The following is a 22,414-nucleotide window of genomic DNA, read 5'->3' on the forward strand; positions in this document are numbered from 1 at the left end:
GACCTCCGCTAACGTATATATGCCTTTATACTACCATAATTAGGGCAATACATGCCTTGTTATACAGCAGCAGAAGTGATGATATCCTGTTCGTTGGCCTCGGCTTTAAAAGCTACAATAAAAGTCGTCCCTGCACCTTCCTTTGTTTCTACCCGAATCACACCCTCGTGTCGTTCTACAATGCTTAAGCACAATGGCAGGCCCAAGCCGGTGCCTTTTGCCTTGGTTGTATAAAAAGGTTCGAACAGCTTGTCCACAACTGCTTTAGGAATTCCCGTTCCGGTATCCTGAACCAGCAGTTCAATATGACCGTTGCAATATCTTGTTACTATCGTTAATATCCCTTTATCAGTCATCGCCTCCATGCCATTTCGTGCTAGGTTCAGCAGCAACTGCTTCATTTCCTTCGGATTTAATAAGAGTGGGGGCAGTTCCTCTGCGAGTTCCAACTGGATTTCTTGTCCGCGCAAGTTCGCGTCAGCCCACAAGAGAGGTGAAATATTCATAATCAATTCATGTAAATAGATACTTTCCTTCTCGACAATTCGATTCTGCGCAAGCGACAAAAAGTCATTAATAATACTGTTTGCACGATCCAGCTCCTCCATGACTATTGTGTAGTAGTCTTCAAGGTGCCCTGGACTTTTCTGTTTCATTAACTGAATAAACCCACGCACAACCGCCATCGGATTACGTATCTCATGTGTAATACTGGCAGCCATTTGTCCAACCAGGCTTAAGCGTTCCATATTGCCCATCTCAGCCCGCAGCTGCACGAGCTCCGTAATGTCGTGCATCATCCCAACGGCGCCTACTATTTCCCCGGTTTCTTGATTACGCATCGATGACGCACGAGTCAGATAAGTCCGTTCGCCTACTGTGAGCATTTCGCTTTGCATCGACTCACCACACAGTACTCGGTATACTAGCAGATTGTCCGTTTCCCAAAATTGATTATCGGCAAAATACTTCCCATACTCTTGCCCGATTATATTCGAGGCATCATAATGCGGATTAATTTGACGCAGTGTATGGAGCAGCGATTGATTAACCGCCGTAATACGAGCGTTAGCGTCAACCGCGATGACACCTAATGGCGTCGCATCAATTACCTGATGCAGCTTCTGCGCCTCCTGTCTATACTGCCGCCATATAGATAAGTAGCTCTGCTGTAAATAAGCCTTCTCTCGCGTACTCTCAATAAAATGCACAACGGTACACGCTGCCAACAAAAATACAGCACCGAACATCGCCATAAATAGGAACACGTCCATTTCTAGCTTAATTCGACTATCCCACAAGACATATACATAATGAATCAAATATAGAGCCATACCAAGCAATGCAAAATTCATTACGATCATCATCCGATGTCGGGCGCTTGAATGACGAAACTTATTCACATACATAAATAAAAATGGCGTTAAGTAAACAAGGGCATCGCTCCACAAAGCGTGTGAAAAGTAAGCTTCCGGAAAACCGAGCAGCATAAAGAAATAAAGCGCAGATACGAGGGCACCGATACGATACCCCCCATAAAGAATACCAAGCATGTAGGGTATTAACCTAAAATCAAAAGGCTGCGCTGTCTCTGAAAAATAATAAAACGACAACATCATACATAGCAGAACAGAAATGGACGAAAAAACTCCTATATTGATATGGGCCTTGGATATACGCTCTGGTTTCATCGTATAAAGTTGGCAGGAAAAAGCGGGTATGTAGGCGATAAAAACTTGCAATACGGTCTCCTTTAAAGCGACAAACATACACTACTCCTCCATATTAAATTGGTTATTTCTTCCTCTGTAGCTTAGATTAAAGCATACTACTGCCGGTTAAACAATTGTTATCGATTAACTTTTAGTGTTTTTTTATTAAACCGCGGTTGCATTCAATCTAGACAAGGATACAATAAGACAAGAACCGCTAATCATTGCGAACTACCGTAAAAGGAGATTACGATGCAACAAACTGAAGTTATAGTCATTGGAGGCGGTCCTTCTGGGCTGATGGCCGCGATCTCGGCTGCCGAGCACGGGGCTAAAGTACTGCTTATTGATAAAGGAGATAAATTAGGGCGCAAACTGGCAATCTCAGGCGGCGGTCGCTGTAACGTTACGAATAACAAACCGCTTGATGAGCTCATTCGTCATATGCCTGGCAACGGCCGATTTCTGCATAGTGCGTTCCAGCATTTTAACCCGGATCTCATCATTTCTTTCTTTGAGCGTTTGGGAATAGCTTTAAAAGAAGAGGACAACGGACGAATGTTTCCCGTGTCGGACAAAGCCAAAACTGTCGTGGATGCACTCATTGGCGAAGCAGTCAGACTTGGCGTGGTGCTGCGAGCAAACGAGCCTGTCGAAGAAGTCATATATGAGGACGGTGCTGTTCGCGGTGTCCGACTAAAGAGCGGTTCCTTTCTGCGGGCGGATTCCGTTGTAATTGCTACCGGCGGCAAGTCAGTTCCTCACACAGGCTCTACGGGTGACGGGTATCCGTGGGCAGAAGCTGCAGGTCATACCATAACGGAGCTATATCCAACAGAAGTTCCCTTAACGTCCAATACTTCCTTTATTCGTGACCGGGTACTGCAAGGGCTCTCGTTACGAGATATTCACATTGCTGTATGGAATGAGAAGGGCAAAAAAGTAGTAGAGCATGCAGGTGATTTGATCTTCACCCACTTCGGACTGTCTGGTCCAGCTGCTCTGCGCTGCAGTCAGTTCGTCGTTAAAGAACGAAAACGCACTGGCCGAGAAACGGTACAGCTAACGATTGACCTCAAGCCCGAGATTTCTGCCAATATGCTGAGCCAAGATGCACTTGCCTTATGGAAGCAAGAGCCCAAGAAGGCCGTCAAGAACATTCTAAAGCAGATCGTCCCTGAAAGAATGGTTGCGCTGCTGCTTAGTATGGCTGACATCGACGAATCCATAACATTTGACCACATCCCCAAACAAGAGTGGGCGCACCTGTGTCAGCTTATTAAAGCTTTTCCGCTAAAGGCTAGCGGAACACGCTCTCTAGAAGAAGCATTTGTAACGGGCGGGGGTATTCATCTTAAGGAACTTGATCCCAAAACGATGGGGTCACGCCTCACATCTGGCTTATTCTTCTGTGGTGAAATATTAGATATCCACGGCTACACAGGAGGATACAACATTACTGCCGCCTTTGTGACAGGGTATACAGCCGGAATGAGCGCAGCGAAATAAATATCTCTTTCTAACAGGCAGAGAGCCGGAAAATCTATATTTCTCCGGCTCTATTGGCTATCAAGAGTTACAGATGAATCCCACCCTGAAAGTGATTAGTCGATTCCTCATCCGACCAGCCCCGCGTCTCCTCATCACGATGGGACAAGTCATCCTCTCTTGGGTCAACCTGTACATAAGCATCATGATGTATCCAATCTTCATTCACCACATGGGCAGGTATCGGGATAATGTCCATTCCGTAGGCATCGTTTACAATACTCATTTCAGTCATCTCCGCTTGCTCGATCAGCTGACCGCCATATGCTTCGACGATCTCCAATGCAGAAGTGATATCCTGCCGCTCCACATGAATATGAAGCTGGTTGCCAGCTGTCTCCTTAACGGGATGATAACCCAGCTCATCCAATGTATCATACGCCAGTTCGGTGCTGTGAGCATCGCTAAATTCAAATCTGATTACGGCCTGCTCCATGAAAAACCCTCCTCCTACTTGATACTGTTTGCTGTTACTATACCCGTATCAGGAAAAGATCATGCTGCTGTACTCGGTCATCATCACGACTGCTCTGCTTCAACTTTGATGTCTTCCTTTAACTTATATCCTCGCATCATCATAACCATATTGGATATAAAGGCAGATACCACAGCCCCTCCGGCCATATATAAGATTCCTGCCACTGGCGAGATCAGCCAGCCTGAAGCAGCTCCCCAGAGCATGCCAGGTAATATTCCATTTACTTTAACAAAATGTGAAGCCCCGATCTGAACTTGTTCCACATCAAAGGTATACATCTTCCACACTTCACTACCTACAAGCTCCCGCCAATAGGAATTCAGCCAGTATCCCAAAATAGCACACAACACCGGAAAGACCAGCATTAACAATGAGGCTGCCTTCAGCGTCACAATAAACAGAGCAATCATACCCACTCCAATGAGTTGGCAATAAAAAAGGACATGAACGCTGCTCCGCCACATCGTCTTAACAGCGATGGCTCCGATACGTTCACCCGCCGTATTGAGCTGCTTCCAGTACCCTGAATGAGGAAACAGCAGCGGCTTCTTGCCACGTTTACGCCTAGGTTGTTTGCCTAGCGCCTGCTTTAACAAGAGGCTTGTCAGCTTCATCTTGAAGCCTGTCTCTACATCCACATCTCTATCGAATGTATAACGGACATGGATACGCCATCTCGCCAGCATATAAATGCATATGATAAGCAGCCCTGCGAGCGCGGCCCCTGCGAACAAGTAGGACAGCATGGATATAATTATGTATCGAAAGGCAAGTAAAATAGCCACATTCCATATCCATCCCCATACAACCCTCTTCCAGCCATTCATGCGTACAGTTATCTGATTCCTTACAAGTGCGTGCAAACATCCAATCAACCCCGCCAGGAGCGACAACATAATTACACTCGCTGTATCAAAATGGTAGCCCCGAATAAGCCATGGTAATAAAAGAATGGTCAGAGCACCTGTCAACAGGGTCTGCCTAACCGCAAGTTCCAACAGGCCAAAGCGAACAAATGTCTCATACCAAACGGGGTGCTGACGAAGGAATAAAATGTCCCCGCCTTCCGACCACGTTCGCACACGAGACATCATAATAGTCACAAAGAACGGGTAAATCCATAATGTCTGAAATAATGATTGTTGAGGGATAACAACTGCATCTGTCCACCAGCTATAATAAAATTTTAATCCGAGCAGCAAGGCTGGTACGATAATATAAAGCATGACCGTCCAATCCATCACAATACGCAACGCGTTCCATTGATAGTTCAGATTCAAACGCCAACGTCGGTACGCCAGCGGCCATGGCCGCATCATGTCAGTACCTCGAAGCAGTCCATCAACGTACCTGCAGGCAGTCCGCTCTGTTCTCTTATTTCCTCAAAAGTCCCTTGGGCCACAATTCGCCCTTGATGGATCAGAATAAACCTGTCGCATATTCGTTCCGCGGTATCGAGCACGTGGGTACTCATCAGTACTCCCGCACCTCTTACCCGCTCTTCATGAAGCATGTCCAAAAAACGTTTAGTTGCCCGCGGGTCCAGGCCCACAAAGGGCTCGTCTATAATATAAAGTGAAGGCTGCAGCATGAAGGAAATAATTAACATCAACTTCTGCTGCATACCTTTTGAGAAACTTGTCGGATAATGATGAACGACATCGTTCAGTTGAAATCGGGCAAGCAGCTCGTCTGCTCGTAATTTAAATTGCTCCATGGACATATCGTAGGCGGCGGCTGCCAGTTCTAGATGTTCCCACAATGTCATCGTATCGTACAAGATCGGCTGCTCCGGCACATAAGCATATTTGCCTCGCCCGTCTTCTCCAAAGCTGACGCTGCCTTTAACATACCTCATAATGCCTAGTATCGACTTTATTGCCGTGCTCTTCCCGGCTCCATTCGGCCCGATGATGCCTACTAATTCACCAGGCTTCACGTCAAATGTAATCTGATGGATCTTCATTTCCTGAGCATCGTATCCCGCGTGCTCCATATTGACTTTAAGTATGCTCATACACGATCCTCCTCTATAACCATCCACTCATATCCCACACTATCGAGAGGGACGAGCCCCTGTTGAGCCTTGAACCAACATGCACAGTCAAGCCAACCTCATGATATGCTTATTATATAAGCAAACGTTAGTGATTAGCGCAAGTACTCGGGAACCGGATTAAGGGGAAAGCGATCAAACGCTAAGACATATGTCTCTTGCCCCATGCCGCCGCCCCACTTTCTTATATAATAATCCTGATATAGAGGAAATGTCACCTCGTGTAAATGCAGCAAGTACAAGTCTGATTTCACAGTAGAAGCTCCATCATTATGATGCTTAACCGGAAGCAATGTCTCTATCAGCTCATAGTGACTGAGACGCATTCTTCTGAACCAGTCAATATCCGAGTAATACATCGGCAAGTTCGGATCCCAAGGACCTACTGATTTAATGGCCTTCATAGAGAAAACTGCTAATGTGTCGAAATACGTATAGGCAGCCCCCCACTTCGTCCCATCCTCTACCAGACACTGGACACGTTTAAGGAGCAGCTCAGGTGTACCACTTTCAGCTTCGGCATCACTATGCATATACATAACAAAGTCGCAGTTCTTCTCAGCCCCCCAATAATGAAGCATATTTTGCGATTGACTGTGCGACAGCGGAACTGGAGGTTCGTATACACTAACTTCTTTCGGGATAGCTGCTGCGGATCGGAGCTCGTGGTTCCATGAATTATCGATTACGATAACATTAGGCCAATACGCCTGAATACTGTAGAGTGCCTTATATAACAAATCCAGACGATTTACATAAAATATACCCAAAACGTATTTCAATAGTACCAGCTCCCTGCCGCAGTCGCTCAATTGCGGTAATGATGTTCCTTATATAAGATTCATCAAGCACAAATAATGAGCAGACTATTGCCTAGTACACATGCAAATATCACAAATCAAACAAACCAGCCACCATTTTAACTTCACGGAGTTAAAATGATCAGCTTGCCAATGTTGGCGTTTCTCTCCATCTGAACATGAGCTTCATTAACTTCCTCTGCATCCCAAACAGAGTCAATAATCGGCTGTAATTGGCCAGACTTAAACATAGGCATTGCCCACTCGACAAAATCAGCTGTCAATGCTGCCTTGCGTGTTTGAGGCAGCCCTCTTAATGTGCTCCCCATGATATGAATTCGCTTCAGCATTGCTGCCATTAAATCAAATGATTCGATTTTGGAGCCGCCCAACGTTCCATACAGCACTAAGCGACCGTCAAACGCTAAACTGTCCAGATTATCTTTCCAGTAAGAGGCACCAACAGGATCTAGGATCAGCTGAACCCCCTGCTCGTTTGTCTCTTGTTGAATTCTGTCTTTAAAAGATTGATGATGATAGTTCATGACACAATCTGCGCCAAGCCTTCTCACTGCCTCTGCCTTCTCATCTGTACCTGCGGTAGCATAAACACGAGCACCTGCAGCTTTAGCCAGTTGAACAGCTGCTGTACCTACACCGCTTGCTGCCGCATGCACAAGTATACGTTCCCCCGCTTGTAAACCACCTAATTTAAAAGCGTTCAAATAAGCCGTCAGAAATACTTCAGGAATACCAGCAGCCTGCTCCAGCGATAATTGATCTGGTATCTGTATAGCCATAGCTTGTGGAATTACCACATATTGCGCGTATCCCCCACCTGAGAGAAGCGCTGCTACGCGCTCACCAACCTGCCAATTCACGACATTAGCTCCGACTTCCTCAACTGTGCCGGCCATTTCGAGGCCAAGAATGGGAGAAGCGCCTTGTGGCACTGGGTATTTACCGCGTTTCTGAAGCAGGTCTGCCCGGTTGACGGCAGTTGCATAGATCCGGACCAACAATTCATCGGGGCCGCATGTTGGCTTTTCCCAGTCGCCCCAGTATAAGGAATGATCACTTCCAATTAAACATGCTTGCATACTAGTTTGCATCCTCATTATCCTCCTCAAGGTGTGAGATTTTGCTTTCATAATCTGACCAAAAATCAAACAAATTAAAAAAGTTTAAATTTATTGTGTTCAATCTTTCACAAATGTGATTAATGTTACGTTACAAAATTTAATTTCGTACTATCATGAAATCGTAACCATTCGAGTAAGGTGGGATTACTATGCATGAACGTATTGACCGAGAAACAGAAGCATCGTTACATTTGTTCCGTGTATTTTCCAAAGCATTTAAAAGTGTGTCTGATCATTCCGCAGCCGGTTGCAAACATGAAGGTTTTAACCCAACTGATTTCGCCGTACTTGAAATGCTCTATCATAAAGGCCCGCAGCCCATTCAACAGATTGGCTCCAAGTTGTTGCTGCAAAGCGGCAATGTTACGTATGTCATCGATAAGCTTGAGCGGAATGGTTATCTGGAGCGTCATCCTAGCGCCAAAGATCGCCGTGTTATCTTCGCAGAATTAACAGCAGACGGTCGTGACATGATGGAGCGTATCTTTCCACGCCAAGCTGTCATGCTTCGTCGGGCACTGAGCGGCCTTACGCTGGATGAGAAGCAGCAGGCGATTTCCTTGCTAAAGAAACTTGGTCTGCAAGCTGAACGACTCGGATGCACCAACAACAAGCCTGGATCTTAACCTAAACAGCGAGAGCCGGTATAAACTACCGGCTCTTCAGGCTATATCGTCATTGTAGTCTAGTAAACAAAGCGCTTACCAAGCCGACGATTGTACAACTTTTCTTCGTTCACATTTGTGCTTATCGTCGTTTATTTAAACGTGCTAACAAGATACGTCGTGACTCCTCCAGCTTTACATTAATCTCGTCGTTTATCGTCTTTAAAGCTGTCGCCGGATACATATTAAATTCAATCGCTTTCAGCTTGGCTACACGAAACCACTCATTTGCCACCACATCAAGCGGTGTAGGCTTGTATTCCCTCATCTTGATAGCCAGATCCATGTACAGCTCGTTGGAATACTGTCCCCCTAAGAAATTGCTGCTGTACTTCCGGTCTAATACTGCCTTTCTTGAAGGTAAATGAGCGGCCACCGTAGCGTTACCATCCATCCCCATAAACATGGAGTACATAAATTTCCACGCAAGCGGCTTATTCTTGGATTGCTCTGATAACATCAAGGAAGTAGAGCCTGAGTAACCATACAGATTAAAGGGCAAGCGTGTCACCCGCCATAAGCCAGTTGTCTTGGGAGCCCACTGCTCCAATTGCAGCTCTCCCCATGTGCCAAGGTATACCATCGCAAGCTTGCCTGATTGCAAAGCTTGCTCACCAAGCTCTGTCCATAATCCGATATTAGCATCAAGCCCTCTGCGATTAACCTCTTGGGACAACTCAAGCCCCTGTCGAATGACTTCATTATTGCGATTAAATTTCATGCTGCTATCGAATTGGGGTACTGTTGTCTCGTACAATTCCAAAGGATCGGCATCCCACTGTGTAATGAAGATCCCTTCCTTGCGCAGCTTAATGGCCATATTCAGCCATCGCTTGGGGTCTTCCATGTAGCGTCCTAATGCCTCAGGCTCTGATGGGAAGCCGTATTTCTCCATAATATCCTTTCGATAGAACGTAACTCTAGGAGAAGATGCGATGGGTAAGGCAATTAGTCTGGAGCCGTCGTAAGATAATGTCGCATCCCATAGTGCTGGAGCAATGCTAGCCTTTAGCAGATCCGCTCTGAACGGTTCCTCTAGCAGGTTAACGATGCCTTCAATAGCATTAAATTCACCGAGAAACGTATTCTCTACTTCCATAACATCAGGAGCTTTACCCTTAACCATTGCATCTAAATACGTCTGGGCATGATCGTTGTAGGTAAAGCGCTTGACGTTAATTTTGACACCCTTATTCTCCTGTTCAAACTTGCTTGCAAAATCGGCACAACTGTCACCATAACACCATACAGTCAGTTCTTGTGGCGGATGAACATCTGAAGCACTGACATTCTCTACAGGCATCGTCGAAATCTTCTCCGTTCTGCATCCTGTTAGGAGCAAGACCAGCATAAAGGCGACTATCCAACCATACCCTCGTAACAACCTAGCATGAGTCATACCGTTTCAACCCCCAAGTTGCGCCGCTCCGAGTATCCTTTCTACAACCGAAAACTCATGAAACCGAGCGGCAAATTCATCCGCTGCAAGCGGTGGACTGATGAGATATCCTTGATATTGCATACAATGAAGCGACTTCAAATGGATAAGCTCCTCAATTGTCTCTACACCCTCAGCCATTACTTTCAGATTCATGCTTTTCCCGATCTGAATAACGGCTTGTACAATCGAGGCATTCGCTTGATCATGCTGCAAGTGACGAACAAATGACCTGTCCATCTTTAGGACATGGATAGGCAGCGTTTTTAATCGGCTTAAAGAGGAGTAGCCTGTGCCAAAATCGTCTACCGCGATCCGGATTCCACGTTTCTTCAGTTGTCGGAGTACATAGTTAGCTTGTTCCACATGCTTGTGCACGTAACCTTCCGTTATCTCTAGGATCAAATGATGCGGATTAAAGCTTGTTTCTCTTAAAATTCGGTCCACCATTGCTACAAAGTCATGATTCAAAAACTGCCTCAGCGACACATTAACGGATAGTCCAAACAACGGCATATTCCCCGTCTCCATCCAGGCATTATGCTGAATGCAAGCTGTACGCAGCACCCATTCCCCTATAGGAATAATAATACCTGTCTCCTCCGCTAGCGGAATAAACTGAGCTGGTGAGATGTAGCCTCGATCCGGGTGATTCCACCGTATAAGCACTTCTACCGCAGTCACTTCTCCGTCAGCACTTACAATTGGCTGATAATGGAGCAGCAGCTCATCTCTCTCCATTGCTTTGCGCAGCTCGCTTTCCAGCATGGATCGCTCTGGAAGCTGTTCCGGATGGAGCTGATCATAGAACATGTAAGTCTGACCGCCTCGATCCTTAGCTGCGTACATCGCAGTATCCGCATGTTTCAACAATGTAGTGAACTCTTGTCCATCTTGAGGATAGACCGCTATTCCGATTGCTGGCGATACATACAGCTCATACTCCAACACAAAGAAACTGTCGCTAAAGTGCGACAAGATACGCTGTGCAACCGTCTTCGCATCTTGCCTTGTGCTGTCTTCAAGTACAATCACAAACTCATCGCCACCCAACCGAGCGCACATATGTGAGCCGCTTAGCTTCGACATGCAACCGCTTAGTCGTTGAGCGACCCTTACAAGAAGCGCATCCCCCACATTATGACCTAGCGAATCATTAATGTGCTTAAAGCGATCCAAATCGATAAACAACAGCACAATTTGCGAGGATTTAATCTCAGCTGCCTTGATCGCCTTCTCCAAATTAATAGAGAAGTAGTGGCGGTTCGGCAGTTGGGTGAGCGTATCGTAATAGGCAAGCTGCTGCAGTCGTTCTTCTGACTTTTCCAGCATATTGGTCTGATCAAGCAATTTCTCATTCATGCGGTGCATCTCACGAAACATCTCGATCAATCGCTCGGACATCATCTTGAAGTTGTGAACAAGTGACCTCACTTCTCCAATGTTGCTGTCAGGCCACGGGACCGATTGCTGTGTAAGCAGCTTCGTTGGCATGCCAGTCGTTATTTCTTTCAAATTGCCTAAAGAACGTGTGATATAACGGGTGACCATCAAGGCAATACCGCCTGCTAACGCACACAACAAGAACAAGGTCAAAAACTTCTTCAGATACATCTCAATTGTACCCTGTAAATAGTACGAGATCGGAATAAACGTCATTACACGATGGGCCGGATGATTGCTGATCGTCTTCTCCAGCACATAATAACCATCATTCCAGCGCCTAGTGTCATAATCATATTGGTGTTCTGGCGGCAACCATCGATAGAACATCTTATCTACGTTGGGATTGGCTGTACTGCGCGTTACTTTGTCACTTAAAAGGACTAAAGCAACCTCATCAATTTCACCTTGTGGTCTATAAGTGTTCATAGAATCGAACCAGCGCGGATCGGTTGAACCGACAACATGGTCTTGTTCATCGTATACGGCCATCTTCAACAGGCTGTGAAGCGAGTAGCTATTCAGCTTCTCTTCTACTTTCCCAGTCTCGATAATGGAGCTCAGATACAGGCCTTGCTGTTCTTTTGGGCTCATATTTTGCAGCCAGTCCGTCATAAGGCGCGATTGCGTTTCTACCAGACTAAGCGAATCCGTCTCAATCTCTTTACGCATTTGTTGGCTATCCAACACCATATTGATCATAAACGGGATAAATACGGCTGCAACACAGAGGTGGGTAAGTAATTGACTTAAGGATACGGTCTTCTTCTCCGAGTCAGGAATAATCCTTGACCATGGAAAATACGTGATGATGATATCTGCAATAAAGGCATTAAGCAGGCCATTCATCGCAAACATAAAATATTGCAGCAGTGCTTCGGAGCTATAAATATCAGTCTGCAGGTAAAAAAATAATGTGGCGAACGGCGCGCCGATAACAAACCAAAACACCCCGTCCCAGAGAAGCAAGTGAGCTTTTCTTCGTTCGTACAAGTATCCGACCATAATCAACTCGAGGCCAATCAGCAGCAACGTAATTGAACCGTGTCCGAAGAAGTAAAGCCCTAAGCTGACTACAAGAGCCGAGCTCGCAGCCCAATAAGAGCCAAACAACACAAGAATAACGAGCAAAAAGGCACTGCAAATCATAAATTCCGCGCCATATGAATACTGTATGCCGTATTGCGTGGATATGGCCGCCAGAATGATGAGCAGCGCGCAGACGACACTCGCACGAAGCGAATGATAAGGCATGAGAGTACGCGGCATAGCGGTGATGCTCCTTTACATGTCAAACGCATTCCATCTATACTCCATCTGCGTATAGAAGTTCCCTGTACAATCATTTCGACACCAACCTTACTTTTTCCTACTCCACAATCAGAAAAAAACCGACAACAATTAGTTGTCGGTATCTGTCTCTAATTCGCTTGTTTACAATGCTCTTCCGATGGTTGCTTCTTGGCAGCTGACTGATGCGCTGGCATCAACCAGACGAACAACCAGCTTATCACAGCAAGTACCGCTAATAACATAAATACACTATTTAAGCCGTTCTCTAGAAATTGGCGTAGTTGGACAAGCAAATCCGGTGCCAGTTGACTCGCCTTTTCCGGTGTTAACAATTTATTCAGGTCCTCATTGGTCACTTTAGAAGCCACTTCAGGCCCAGCATCACGAACCGCCTGTGCAATGTGACTGTTCAAAAAGGTGCCGAATACCGCTATGCCCAAAGTTTGTCCTAGTGTACGAATAAACGTATTCAGCGCTGTTGACGCACCACGCAGATTCCAAGCTACGGTAGATTGTACAATGATCGTAAAACACGTAAAGGAAAATCCAAAACCAAGTCCTGAAATAAAGGTAAGCGCCATAATCATCCACATCGAGGTATGCCCGCTTATGCTGGCGAGCCATACCGAACCAACTACAACTGCTGTCGTTCCTATAGCTACCGCAAGTCTTGCGCCGCTCTTGATCAGCATACGCGCACCAACAACGGAGCCGATCAGCCAGCCAATGGACATCGGAGTTAAGGATAATCCCGAATGCTGCGCACTTTCTCCCAGCACCCCTTGTATCCAAAGCGGCATATAAGAATTAATACCGATAAGTACTCCGCTCAATAAAAAGCCTACCCCATTGGAGACGGCAATGTCTCGAACGCGGAACAGTTGGAGTGGAACCATCGGCTCCTCTGTTTTTAATTCAATTCGGAAGAACAACAATAAAAATACAACTGCAATTCCGATGAGTGTATACATAACAGGGGAATTCCAAGCAATATCCTGACCACCCGTTATAAGCACAAACAAGAATGCTGTCATCCCAATCGTAAACGTCACCGCACCTGCATAATCAATCGGCTTATTCTTACGCTCAACCTTCTCGTGGAACGTCACGATGATCATCCATACCGATATAATGCCAAAAGGTACATTAAAGAAAAAGATCCAATGCCACGATAAAGAGTCAACAAAAAAACCGCCAACTAGCGGCCCGACCAGCCCGGCAATTCCCCAGATCGAACTGAAAAGTCCTTGAATCTTGGCCCGTTCTTCAAAGTTGTAGATGTCGGCAACCATCGTAAATGTCACCGGCAGCACCGCGCCAGCTCCTATCCCTTGAATCGCTCGAAATATGATCATTTGGGTCATATTTTGAGACAAGCCGCACAACATCGATCCGACAACAAATAACACGGACCCAAAAATAAATACATTTTTGCGTCCAAATAAATCAGACAACTTGCCAAATAACGGCGTGGATACGGCCGTCGTTAATAAATATGCTGCATAGACCCAGCTAATAAGCTTAAGTCCCCCAAGATCGGCTACAATCTTGGGAATAGCCGTACTGACAACGGTAACTTCTATTGCAGCTAGAAAGGTAGACAATAGAAGTGCCAACGTAACCATTTGACGGCTGCGCCCAGGCTTCATTGTCGCTTCGTGGCCATTCTTATAGGCACTACCATTTAACGTCTCGCTAGACATATTGATCCTCCTAATGCTATCTGCTGAGAAAGGCCGAGAATCAAAATAATCTCGTCTTACATCCGCAGTATTCCTTCATGCATCTTCCAATTAAGCCAGTCTGAATATTCTTGAGCAGCTTCCGTCCATATTTTATCATGAGTGGCTACGACAACGGCAGCCCCGCGAGCTCTTGCCTGATCGCACCAGCTCATAACGTCGAGTGCTGCTTGCAAGTCCAAACCCGCTGTCGGCTCATCCAACAAAATGAATGCGGGGGCATGTGCAGTTGCAATAAACAAGCTAAGCTTGCGCTGTGCAGATAAAGAACAATCATGAGGATGACGAGCAGCATCGTGCAGCATATCAAGCTTCAACAGCTGGTTGCGGCACCACTCCTCGGCAGATAAAGTTTGATCAAGTATAATACCAGAATTGTACAAAGAATCCCGCACGACCATACATTCTTTCCAGACCTGATCGGTAATAAATGACGCATAAGCTTGTTGAGGCGCATATCCAACATAACGGGCTAGTTGTTCCGCCTTCATCATACGTAATTCACAGTTGTTAAACAAAACAGATCCGCGATAGCCGCGTAACGCGCCGGTCAATACACGGAATAAAGTTGATTTGCCCGCACCGTTTACGCCGTTCAGCAATATGCCCTGCCCTCCACGCACCTCAGCAGTTACACTGCGCAACGCTTCGGGTCCATGCGAGTAGCGGGCAGATACCGAGTCAAGTACAACGTGAACTGGCATAGTCTGTTCCTCTTTTGTCCGCGAACTTGCTGCCTCCTCTTCTGAAATGCTGACAGTAGCCATATGGGCACGGTTTACAGGGGCGACAGATTTATACGGTTGGAGCTTGCCGTCCTCCAGTTCCCAGCATGCCGCCTGCTGCCAAATTGGATACTGCAAATCCTCCGTATCGATTCGTGGAACCGTCATCCATAATGTACGAGTAGCTGAGCGTTCACCGTTCGGGTACATCCATTTATATAGCGATGCTGCAAACTGCCCGCGTCCCTCTGCGTCGAGATGGCTCCAGGCGTCATCAATAATAAGCACATCCGGCGCCATCGTCCACACCGATGCTGCTGCTATTCGCTGCTGTTGGCCTCCAGACAACCGTTCTACCTTTGCCTGCCGGTACAACTCCATACTCACTGCTGTCAATTGGACGTCAATTCTACGCTCGATCTCTTCGGCATCTACTCCCATATTTTCTGGACCAAATGCGAGCTCATCCTCAACTACACCAATTACAAACTGTTGAGCAGCGTCACCGCCAATATATCCAATTATAGGAGAAAGCTCTGGTGGGAGACATAAGGAACTTCTCTTAGACGCTTTCCATTCTTCGCCTTCGCCTGTTCCGTGAATTGAACTATCTGCTCCCTCCTCACACTCTAACCAGCCAACATGACCAGACAAACTGCCGTCATGCTCATGCATTAAACCTGCAAGCAGCTTGCACAACGTGGTTTTGCCACTCCCATTACGACCGACAACAAGATGAACAGAACCCGGCTTGATCGTTATACTGCACTCCTGTAGTACCGGCGTACGCTCCCCTACATAGGTAAAGGTCACGCGTTCTACACGCATGACCTTCTCCGCTCTGTGCAGGGGCTGCTGCAAACTGTACTCCATCTGTCGTCGTTCCACAGATAGCCCCTCCCTTGTGTATGCTCTTACATAATATTAATCGTAAAATCGATTGGACTCAAGCTTGTTTAGAGCGAGAATCTCGTCCAATTGCAAACGGACGAACATATCGTGTTCCTGCTAATTGATCACCCAGCCACTTGGTTAGAGCACCGCAAAGCAGCATTCCACTTAAACACCGCACAGCCAAAGTAATAAGCAAGATTACAGCTGCATACTTCGTATACCCAAACATAAATGCCGCAACTACAAACCATAACGGCACCATAATAGTTCCCACTAACAACATCGTAACCCACCCGAACCTTTTGTACCGATACAAATAGAAAATCGGCTCCACGATAACAGCGTAACATGCCGCTGCAGCTATTGCAGACCAAGCACCGTAGGCTACCCCGATCATAATCTGCAGCAATGCACCTATAGCATAGGTAAATAAGGCCGCGCCTGGCTTGCGAATAATATACATAGCAAGCAAACCGTAAACCATATATAATCCGGTCGTAGTTGATGTAAGTATAGGTCCTCCCCATGCAGTCAGCAGCTTGTTAAGCGGTGAGATCAAACTAGATAGCACGCTGTTAGATGCAGCTAAAAGTGCCATCAGTACCCACTCGGTAATCGTGATGGACTGTATAAATGATTTACCTACTTGTCTCATGTAAATGTTACCCCTCTTCAAATAAAAATGGTTTACCTTTATATAAAGTACAAGGGGACCTTGAGAAATGCAAGCGTAAATTATTTAACACACGCCTACGAGGCTACAGCCAGTATAGGGAAGTGACTGCGGTACCTATAGAAACCGCAGCCAACCCTATTCCCTGAGGCCGAATTCGCAGCTTTCGCCGCAGGGTCCGCTGTCCGCCTTGACCAAAGCGCTTCGCCTCCATTGACGTCGAGACGATGTGAACATGGCGAAGCGCAGCCTGGGTCACGGCGAGCAGCAGTTGACGAGCGGAGCGAAGCCGCTCGCCAACCCCGCGTGCGGGCGCCATGCGCCGCAGGCGCTGCGCATGGCGCATCTGCTCCGCTTCGGCCAGCAGCAGCGGCACGAAGCGAAGCGCAATGGCAGCCGCGTACGCTACGCGATCCGGTACGCGCAGCTGGCCTACAAGCGCGACGACCACATCGCGCGGCTCCGTGGTCGTCGCATACACGATCGATGACGCCATTAACGTCATCGATCGCAGCGTTAAGCTGACCGAATCGCGCAGCGCCTCTTCGGTCAGCAGCTTCCCGGTTAGCGACGACAGAATCGGCGTCTCACCCGGGAGCACGAGCCATTGAAACACAATAAGCGGTATGCCAAAGCCCAGCAACCAAATGAAGAGCAGCCTCCATTGTCTGCCGCTCCAATCCCCCCCTGTCCATGCAAATAAGAGGACAGAAGCAAACCAGGCAGCTTGTCCCGCCAAAGACATTGTCATCATGACGGCTAGGCCTGTGCTGAGCAGCCATATTCCTTTTGTAATCGGGTCCAGTCTATGCAGCCATGCTCGGAGGCGGACTGTTCCGCTCTTGCCGATGTTAACCATACTACAACTTTAACCCCCTACCGCTCTCCACCGCTTCCGTCAGCAATACGATTCCCTTGAATACATCCGCGACAGCCTCGTGAATCAGTGAATTTGGCATCGACTGGAGGAACATCGCCATAGCCCGTGCTTTCACGCTATCTCCATTACCCTTTAATACTTCAGATTCCAGCACCGTATAAGCCTGCTCCGCTTCTTCTTTATGCTTCACATCACAATCCCAGGCTGCAATTGTATCTTTGAGCTTCCATACCGTATTTAGTAGTTCTTGCTGTTGCGGAGATATCCCAATCCGACCTGCACGAATGAAGTCATTCATCATATCATCGGTGAGCAGCGGTTCCGTCTTACGTTTCATAAAATGCTCAGCAGATGCATCCAAAACACTCATAATAAATCCACTTACTCTCTGATAATCGATATGTTTTTTATCAAAAGCTGTATAATTCATAAACTCAAAAGTCATCCCACTTAATACAGCTGCCAAGTCCAACCAGTAAGGTTCCGCTTGAGAGCCGTACACTTCACTAACAATATGCCGGTAAGTAAAGAAGCGCTTCGCTCGGAAATCAAATATCATCTCTTTAAGTTCGCGCTTCTGCTGTAAATGTGCTTCTTTTCTTTGCAAAAAAATAAACATTTTAAATCGAACAAACTGTTCCAATGATTGGGTAATTAATCGTTCCATCTTGTCTCGCGGGGGCACCTGTTCAGCTAAAGTGTCACGAAGTTTCTCGTACATATGCTGGTGATAATATTCAAATATTGTAGTCATCAGCTCTTCCTTTGAACGGAAAAACGTGTAAATAGACCCTTTCGCGATACCAATTCGATCCGCAATTTCTTGAATCGACGTATCATGGTATCCCTTTTCGGCAAATAACGCCAAGGCGGCTTCCATAATCTGACGCTTCTTCGGTTCCAATGTGACTCGGCCTCCTCACCGATGTCATTTGACCATAAAGTCATACATCGGTTATGTTCTACCCCTAATGGTAACACAAAGCTCTTTGTGAAAGAAATATTTTAGAACGAAAACATTTGACTTTTAGGTCATCACAGTATATATTACAAGTCATGATTATTTTTGACCACTTGGTCACGCCAGTGTCCAAAGCGTCAGTAATGTGCGGTCGCGTGAGAAAGAATACAGCACTAGGCACAGATTTAGAAAGGATTAAGGTGATATTCACATGAGTAATGACCACGTAAAGTCAAGGCGCAACATGGTGTTGGCCGGGCTGATCTTAGGGATGTTCTTTAGCGCCTTGGAACAGACAATCGTGGGTACGGCTATGCCAACGATTATTAAGGAGCTTAACGGATTCTCCTTCTTTGCTTGGGTAACCACGGCATACATGATCTGTTCCACGACCGTTATCCCAATTGCAGGAAAACTGGCCGATATGTTCGGCAGAAGATTTATTTATTTGATCGGCTGGCTCATCTTTGTTGTCGGCTCCGCTCTTTGTGCGACTGCGACCAATATGGAGCAGCTTGTCATCTATCGAGCCATTCAAGGCTTGGGCGGCGGTATGCTGATGCCCATGTCGCAGACGATTATCGGTGATATATTTGACGCTGAACAGCGGGCCAAGTGGCAGGGCGTATTTGGAGCCATATTCGGCTTAAGCTCTGTTATTGGGCCGTTCATCGGCGGGTTTATTGTAGACCATATTAGCTGGCATTGGATCTTCCTGATTAATGTACCTTTTGGTTTGTTGTCTACAGCGCTTATTTTTATTGGCATGAAGGCGATTGAACAGCCTAAAATTTCAGTGTCGGGCAAGCGACCACCAATTGACTGGTCCGGCATTATGACACTAATCCCGTGCTTGGTGCTTATGCTGCTGGCCTTGTCCATTGATCATGAGACCTACCCTTGGGATTCCTTCACGACTTTATCATTGTTCGCAGCATCATTTGTATTTCTAGTCTTGTTTATCTTTGTAGAGAGACGCGCAGAGGAACCGATTATCGACATGAGTTTGTTTAAGAGCCGTGTATTTAATGTATCTTCTGCACTTGGTTTCCTTGTAGGCTTGGGTATGTTCGGAGCAATTATGTTTGTGCCTATGTTTATGCAAGGTATCCTGGGTGTCTCCTCCACTCAAGCAGGTTCGACGATGACACCTATGATGATTTCCCTTATTGCAGCTAGTATACTTGGGGGAAGAATGCTCTTAAAAGTACCTTACCGCAGTGTACTGGCTGCAGGTATGGCTATTGCCGGTATTGGTTTTTATTTGATGAGCACAATGGGGGTTGGCACTTCACAGTTCACCGCTTATATGTTTATGATTGTGCTCGGATTCGGAATCGGTCTGGTGATGCCTACGATTACCATTGTCGTCCAAAATGAGTTTCCGCGCGAGCAGCTTGGTACGGTTACTTCGTCGACTACATTTTTCCGTTCTATCGGGGGAACAATTGGTGCCACTGTATTTAACGTCATAATGAACGAAGTGGTCAAATCCAATATGGCCTCTGCCACAGCACAAGCAGACCCTATGGTCAAAGGGATGTTTGAACAGATTGGAACGGATTCCAACAAGCTGTATCAGATTTTGGTTAATCCTGAGGTGCAGCAGAAAATTCCAGCAGAAGCGAAAGACACAATTATTAATCTCGTTAAAGACAATTGGTCAGCTTCTTTCTCTACCGTATTTTTGAGCGGCCTGATTTTTATTGTGCTGGGTATACTCGTATCGCTGTTTATTGGTAAGGGAAGACTACAGCCAGGCAGCAAAGAGAAACAAGGCGTAGCTTAATTAAGTTAATTATTAATTAATAATTGGAGTCTGTAACTATACTGAATGCAAAACTTCCATGTCACTTTCCAGTGATGTGGAAGTTTTTTTATCCTTTTTTATTATAAAATATTACAATTTTTGTCTTTGTTAATCGAACTAAAAATATTATTATAGGAACATAAGTTCTTATTTTGGTTGTTAAATACTATTTCTGCTCTCCATAATTTATGAAGTCATTAATTATATAAGGGGCGTATCATAATGAACCAAAGCTTAAGTGTTATTGATTCTTATAAAGAGGAACTTCATAGAATCGCATGGCGTTTGCAATATCGAGCGAGAAGAAATTGTAATCGCGAGCTTCCACTAACTCATAATAGTCCACAGCCTGAGAACTCGACTGAGTGGGTCGAAACAATCTTATTGCATCAATTGATTTCCTCTATACCTTCAGCTACTGGGAAAAAAATTATAAATGAAATATACCTACAAGATAAGACTGAGGGACAAGTTGCTCAAAATTTAAATATAAGTCAACAGGCGGTGAATAAATGGAAGAAAAAAAGTCTCCTTTTTCTATATCAGAAGATGAGTTCTCAAGACTGATTCATTTAGCCCAACAGAACAACAATGACGCCATCGTAAAGCTAATAAATTTCTTTAAAGAAGACATCATTCATTTGAGCAGGTTTATTAAAATGCCACAAGAAGATGCCGTTCAAAGTATGATTGTGGAATTAATTGAACTGTTTAAAAAAAGAAAAGCTCGTTAACACGTATGCTATTCGAACCGAGTCTTCACCAGAAATTACCCTCAACAATGTACTTGCATACTATGATGCGGATCCCCTGTCATTACTAGTAGTTCTAATATTATCACTATAAATACCTATAATATTTTGTTCCCTTTTTTAAATCAAGGTTGTTAATTGACCCTCTGAAACACCTTATACATGAGAGCATAAAAAAGAATTAATACAGGGGGATTGTATTAATTCCGAAATTCCCTATGCTGCATCAAATAAAAAGGAGTGGTTTAGATGGCTAATATTGTAGTATTGAGGGTAGCTGCTTTTATTCCTCAAGATTGGATTCTTTTTTGGTCAACCTCTGCTGTTGATGTGTACTATAATGGAAATAACAGGGAATTTACTTACTATACTGAGAATCAGCCAAGTCTTTCAAAAATGGTCCAGCATATTGTGGTTGATTTTAAAAACAAAGTGATTACACCCTATAAGAGTGTAGGGCCTACAACGGAGAAGACAGTTAGCAAGAAAGGTGAGGCAACTCGTTATGCACATAAACAAGCAGGAGATGAAGGACTAACTTTTTCACAGAAAAGTATAAGCAGCAGCTCTGCATCTTTTTCCATTCGTGCTTCGACTGGGAATCCATTGTTTACGGATGCTCCAAATATTGATTGGAAATACGACGTTACTGTAAAAAGCGACGGTACTGTCACTGTAGTTGGTGAGCATGATGGCTATCCTGCACATGAAATTTACAAACGTGTTGATAACGGTACCCCTGTTAAGATTTATACACACGACCCTAGAAAAACGGGCGATACTCCACTTTCTTTAGGCGGAGATATGGAGTACAAGGTAGATAAAACGGTATAATCAGAATACAGGTCAAGCCTCTCCACAAGCTTGACCTGTATTAAATTACATTTTGATTAAGTACACCTAGCGTTACCACGATAACAAGTATAGAAATAGCCGTATAAATCTTTACACCCTGTTTTTTCTGTGCAACATGGCAGCCATAAGAGAACACTAAAGCTGTCCCAGTGAAAAATACATAAAAAGGAAGTGCTTCAGAAGATACAAAGTAGCTAATATCTACAAAAAAACGAAATCCCATCATTACGGCAGCTATATAAGTTGGGATAATTCCCACTAGTATAAATATAACGGTGCGTATAAAAAATGATGACACGCTTTTTATCTTAAGAACCAGATCGATACCTAAATAACAAGCTATTACGATAAAAATGTAAGATGGGGCCGTCCAAGTTATGAGTTTCCCTATTTCGTGAACAATATTTTGTTGGTATATAAATAAAAAAAGGCAAACATAAAATAGAATCCCTGTAAAATAGCTCGATACAGCAACAAATCCAAAAAATAAAGTCCTTCGCATGCTACATTCACACCTTTCTGTTCTAGTTTTTTCCACCACAATATT

General features: G+C 45.3%; 19 protein-coding genes. 5 read left to right on the plus strand and 14 right to left on the minus strand.

The window, feature by feature from the left end:
* Positions 1-59: 59 nt before the first annotated feature.
* Complete coding sequence (locus tag MH117_RS14070) at positions 60-1,769, minus strand: two-component system sensor histidine kinase NtrB (protein WP_239329388.1); 1,710 nt, start codon at positions 1,767-1,769, stop codon at positions 60-62.
* A gap of 195 nt (positions 1,770-1,964) precedes the next feature.
* Between MH117_RS14070 and MH117_RS14075 the strand changes: the two genes are divergently transcribed.
* Positions 1,965-3,221: a BaiN/RdsA family NAD(P)/FAD-dependent oxidoreductase gene (locus tag MH117_RS14075; RefSeq protein WP_239329389.1), complete on the plus strand. Its 1,257-nt coding sequence runs from the start codon at positions 1,965-1,967 to the stop codon at positions 3,219-3,221.
* A 67-nt stretch (positions 3,222-3,288) separates the two neighbouring features.
* On the opposite strand, the gene MH117_RS14080 is transcribed toward MH117_RS14075, so the two are convergent.
* The 5 genes from MH117_RS14080 to MH117_RS14100 all read right to left on the minus strand — a co-directional run bounded on the left by MH117_RS14080 (position 3,289) and on the right by MH117_RS14100 (position 7,706).
* Positions 3,289-3,696 (minus strand): DNA/RNA helicase, encoded by a 408-nt coding sequence (locus tag MH117_RS14080; RefSeq protein WP_239329390.1) that lies wholly within the window; start codon positions 3,694-3,696, stop codon positions 3,289-3,291.
* A gap of 83 nt (positions 3,697-3,779) precedes the next feature.
* Positions 3,780-5,057, minus strand: a complete 1,278-nt coding sequence (locus MH117_RS14085; protein ID WP_239329391.1) for an ABC transporter permease — start codon at positions 5,055-5,057, stop codon at positions 3,780-3,782.
* The gene (locus MH117_RS14090) at positions 5,054-5,755 is read right to left on the minus strand and encodes an ABC transporter ATP-binding protein (protein WP_239329392.1); all 702 of its coding nucleotides are present in this window, start codon (positions 5,753-5,755) and stop codon (positions 5,054-5,056) included. The genes MH117_RS14085 and MH117_RS14090 overlap by 4 nt, the downstream gene beginning before the upstream one ends.
* 134 nt (positions 5,756-5,889) lie before the next feature.
* Entirely contained in the window at positions 5,890-6,576 is a 687-nt protein-coding gene (locus MH117_RS14095; protein ID WP_239329393.1) for a glycosyltransferase family 2 protein, read from the minus strand.
* 143 nt (positions 6,577-6,719) lie between these two features.
* On the minus strand, positions 6,720-7,706 hold the full coding sequence (locus MH117_RS14100) for an NAD(P)H-quinone oxidoreductase (RefSeq protein ID WP_239329394.1): 987 nt from the start codon (positions 7,704-7,706) through the stop codon (positions 6,720-6,722).
* A 179-nt stretch (positions 7,707-7,885) separates the two neighbouring features.
* On the opposite strand from MH117_RS14100, the gene MH117_RS14105 reads away from it, so the two are divergent.
* Positions 7,886-8,362, plus strand: a complete 477-nt coding sequence (locus tag MH117_RS14105) for a MarR family winged helix-turn-helix transcriptional regulator (protein ID WP_239329395.1) — start codon at positions 7,886-7,888, stop codon at positions 8,360-8,362.
* Positions 8,363-8,483: 121 nt separating this feature from the next.
* Here the strand turns inward: MH117_RS14105 and MH117_RS14110 are convergent, their stop codons facing one another.
* The 7 genes from MH117_RS14110 to MH117_RS14140 all read right to left on the minus strand — a co-directional run bounded on the left by MH117_RS14110 (position 8,484) and on the right by MH117_RS14140 (position 18,393).
* Complete coding sequence (locus tag MH117_RS14110) at positions 8,484-9,800, minus strand: ABC transporter substrate-binding protein (protein WP_239329396.1); 1,317 nt, start codon at positions 9,798-9,800, stop codon at positions 8,484-8,486.
* Positions 9,801-9,806: 6 nt separating this feature from the next.
* Positions 9,807-12,551, minus strand: coding sequence for a putative bifunctional diguanylate cyclase/phosphodiesterase (locus tag MH117_RS14115; RefSeq protein WP_239329398.1), 2,745 nt, complete (start codon positions 12,549-12,551; stop codon positions 9,807-9,809).
* A gap of 152 nt (positions 12,552-12,703) precedes the next feature.
* Positions 12,704-14,224, minus strand: coding sequence for an MDR family MFS transporter (locus tag MH117_RS14120; RefSeq protein WP_481857270.1), 1,521 nt, complete (start codon positions 14,222-14,224; stop codon positions 12,704-12,706).
* A 110-nt stretch (positions 14,225-14,334) separates the two neighbouring features.
* Complete coding sequence (locus MH117_RS14125) at positions 14,335-15,930, minus strand: ATP-binding cassette domain-containing protein (RefSeq protein ID WP_239329400.1); 1,596 nt, start codon at positions 15,928-15,930, stop codon at positions 14,335-14,337.
* A gap of 58 nt (positions 15,931-15,988) precedes the next feature.
* Positions 15,989-16,591: an ECF transporter S component gene (locus MH117_RS14130; RefSeq protein WP_239329401.1), complete on the minus strand. Its 603-nt coding sequence runs from the start codon at positions 16,589-16,591 to the stop codon at positions 15,989-15,991.
* A gap of 103 nt (positions 16,592-16,694) precedes the next feature.
* A complete protein-coding gene (locus MH117_RS14135; RefSeq protein ID WP_239329402.1) occupies positions 16,695-17,468 on the minus strand; it encodes an energy-coupling factor transporter transmembrane component T family protein in 774 nt (257 codons plus the stop codon).
* Position 17,469: 1 nt separating this feature from the next.
* Positions 17,470-18,393, minus strand: a complete 924-nt coding sequence (locus MH117_RS14140; RefSeq protein WP_239329403.1) for a TetR/AcrR family transcriptional regulator — start codon at positions 18,391-18,393, stop codon at positions 17,470-17,472.
* A 268-nt stretch (positions 18,394-18,661) separates the two neighbouring features.
* Between MH117_RS14140 and MH117_RS14145 the strand changes: the two genes are divergently transcribed.
* From MH117_RS14145 to MH117_RS14155, 3 genes are all read left to right on the plus strand, one after another.
* Positions 18,662-20,239 (plus strand): MDR family MFS transporter, encoded by a 1,578-nt coding sequence (locus MH117_RS14145; protein WP_239329404.1) that lies wholly within the window; start codon positions 18,662-18,664, stop codon positions 20,237-20,239.
* A gap of 533 nt (positions 20,240-20,772) precedes the next feature.
* Positions 20,773-20,994, plus strand: coding sequence for a helix-turn-helix domain-containing protein (locus tag MH117_RS14150; protein ID WP_239329405.1), 222 nt, complete (start codon positions 20,773-20,775; stop codon positions 20,992-20,994).
* A gap of 267 nt (positions 20,995-21,261) precedes the next feature.
* Positions 21,262-21,846, plus strand: a complete 585-nt coding sequence (locus tag MH117_RS14155; protein ID WP_239329406.1) for a DUF3238 domain-containing protein — start codon at positions 21,262-21,264, stop codon at positions 21,844-21,846.
* Positions 21,847-21,886: 40 nt separating this feature from the next.
* Here the strand turns inward: MH117_RS14155 and MH117_RS14160 are convergent, their stop codons facing one another.
* On the minus strand, positions 21,887-22,369 hold the full coding sequence (locus MH117_RS14160) for a hypothetical protein (RefSeq protein ID WP_239329407.1): 483 nt from the start codon (positions 22,367-22,369) through the stop codon (positions 21,887-21,889).
* Positions 22,370-22,414: the final 45 nt, after the last annotated feature.

Origin of the sequence: Paenibacillus sp. ACRRX (assembly GCF_022346885.1) — a bacterium.
In the GTDB taxonomy this organism is placed as follows: Bacteria; Bacillota; Bacilli; order Paenibacillales; family Paenibacillaceae; genus Paenibacillus_B.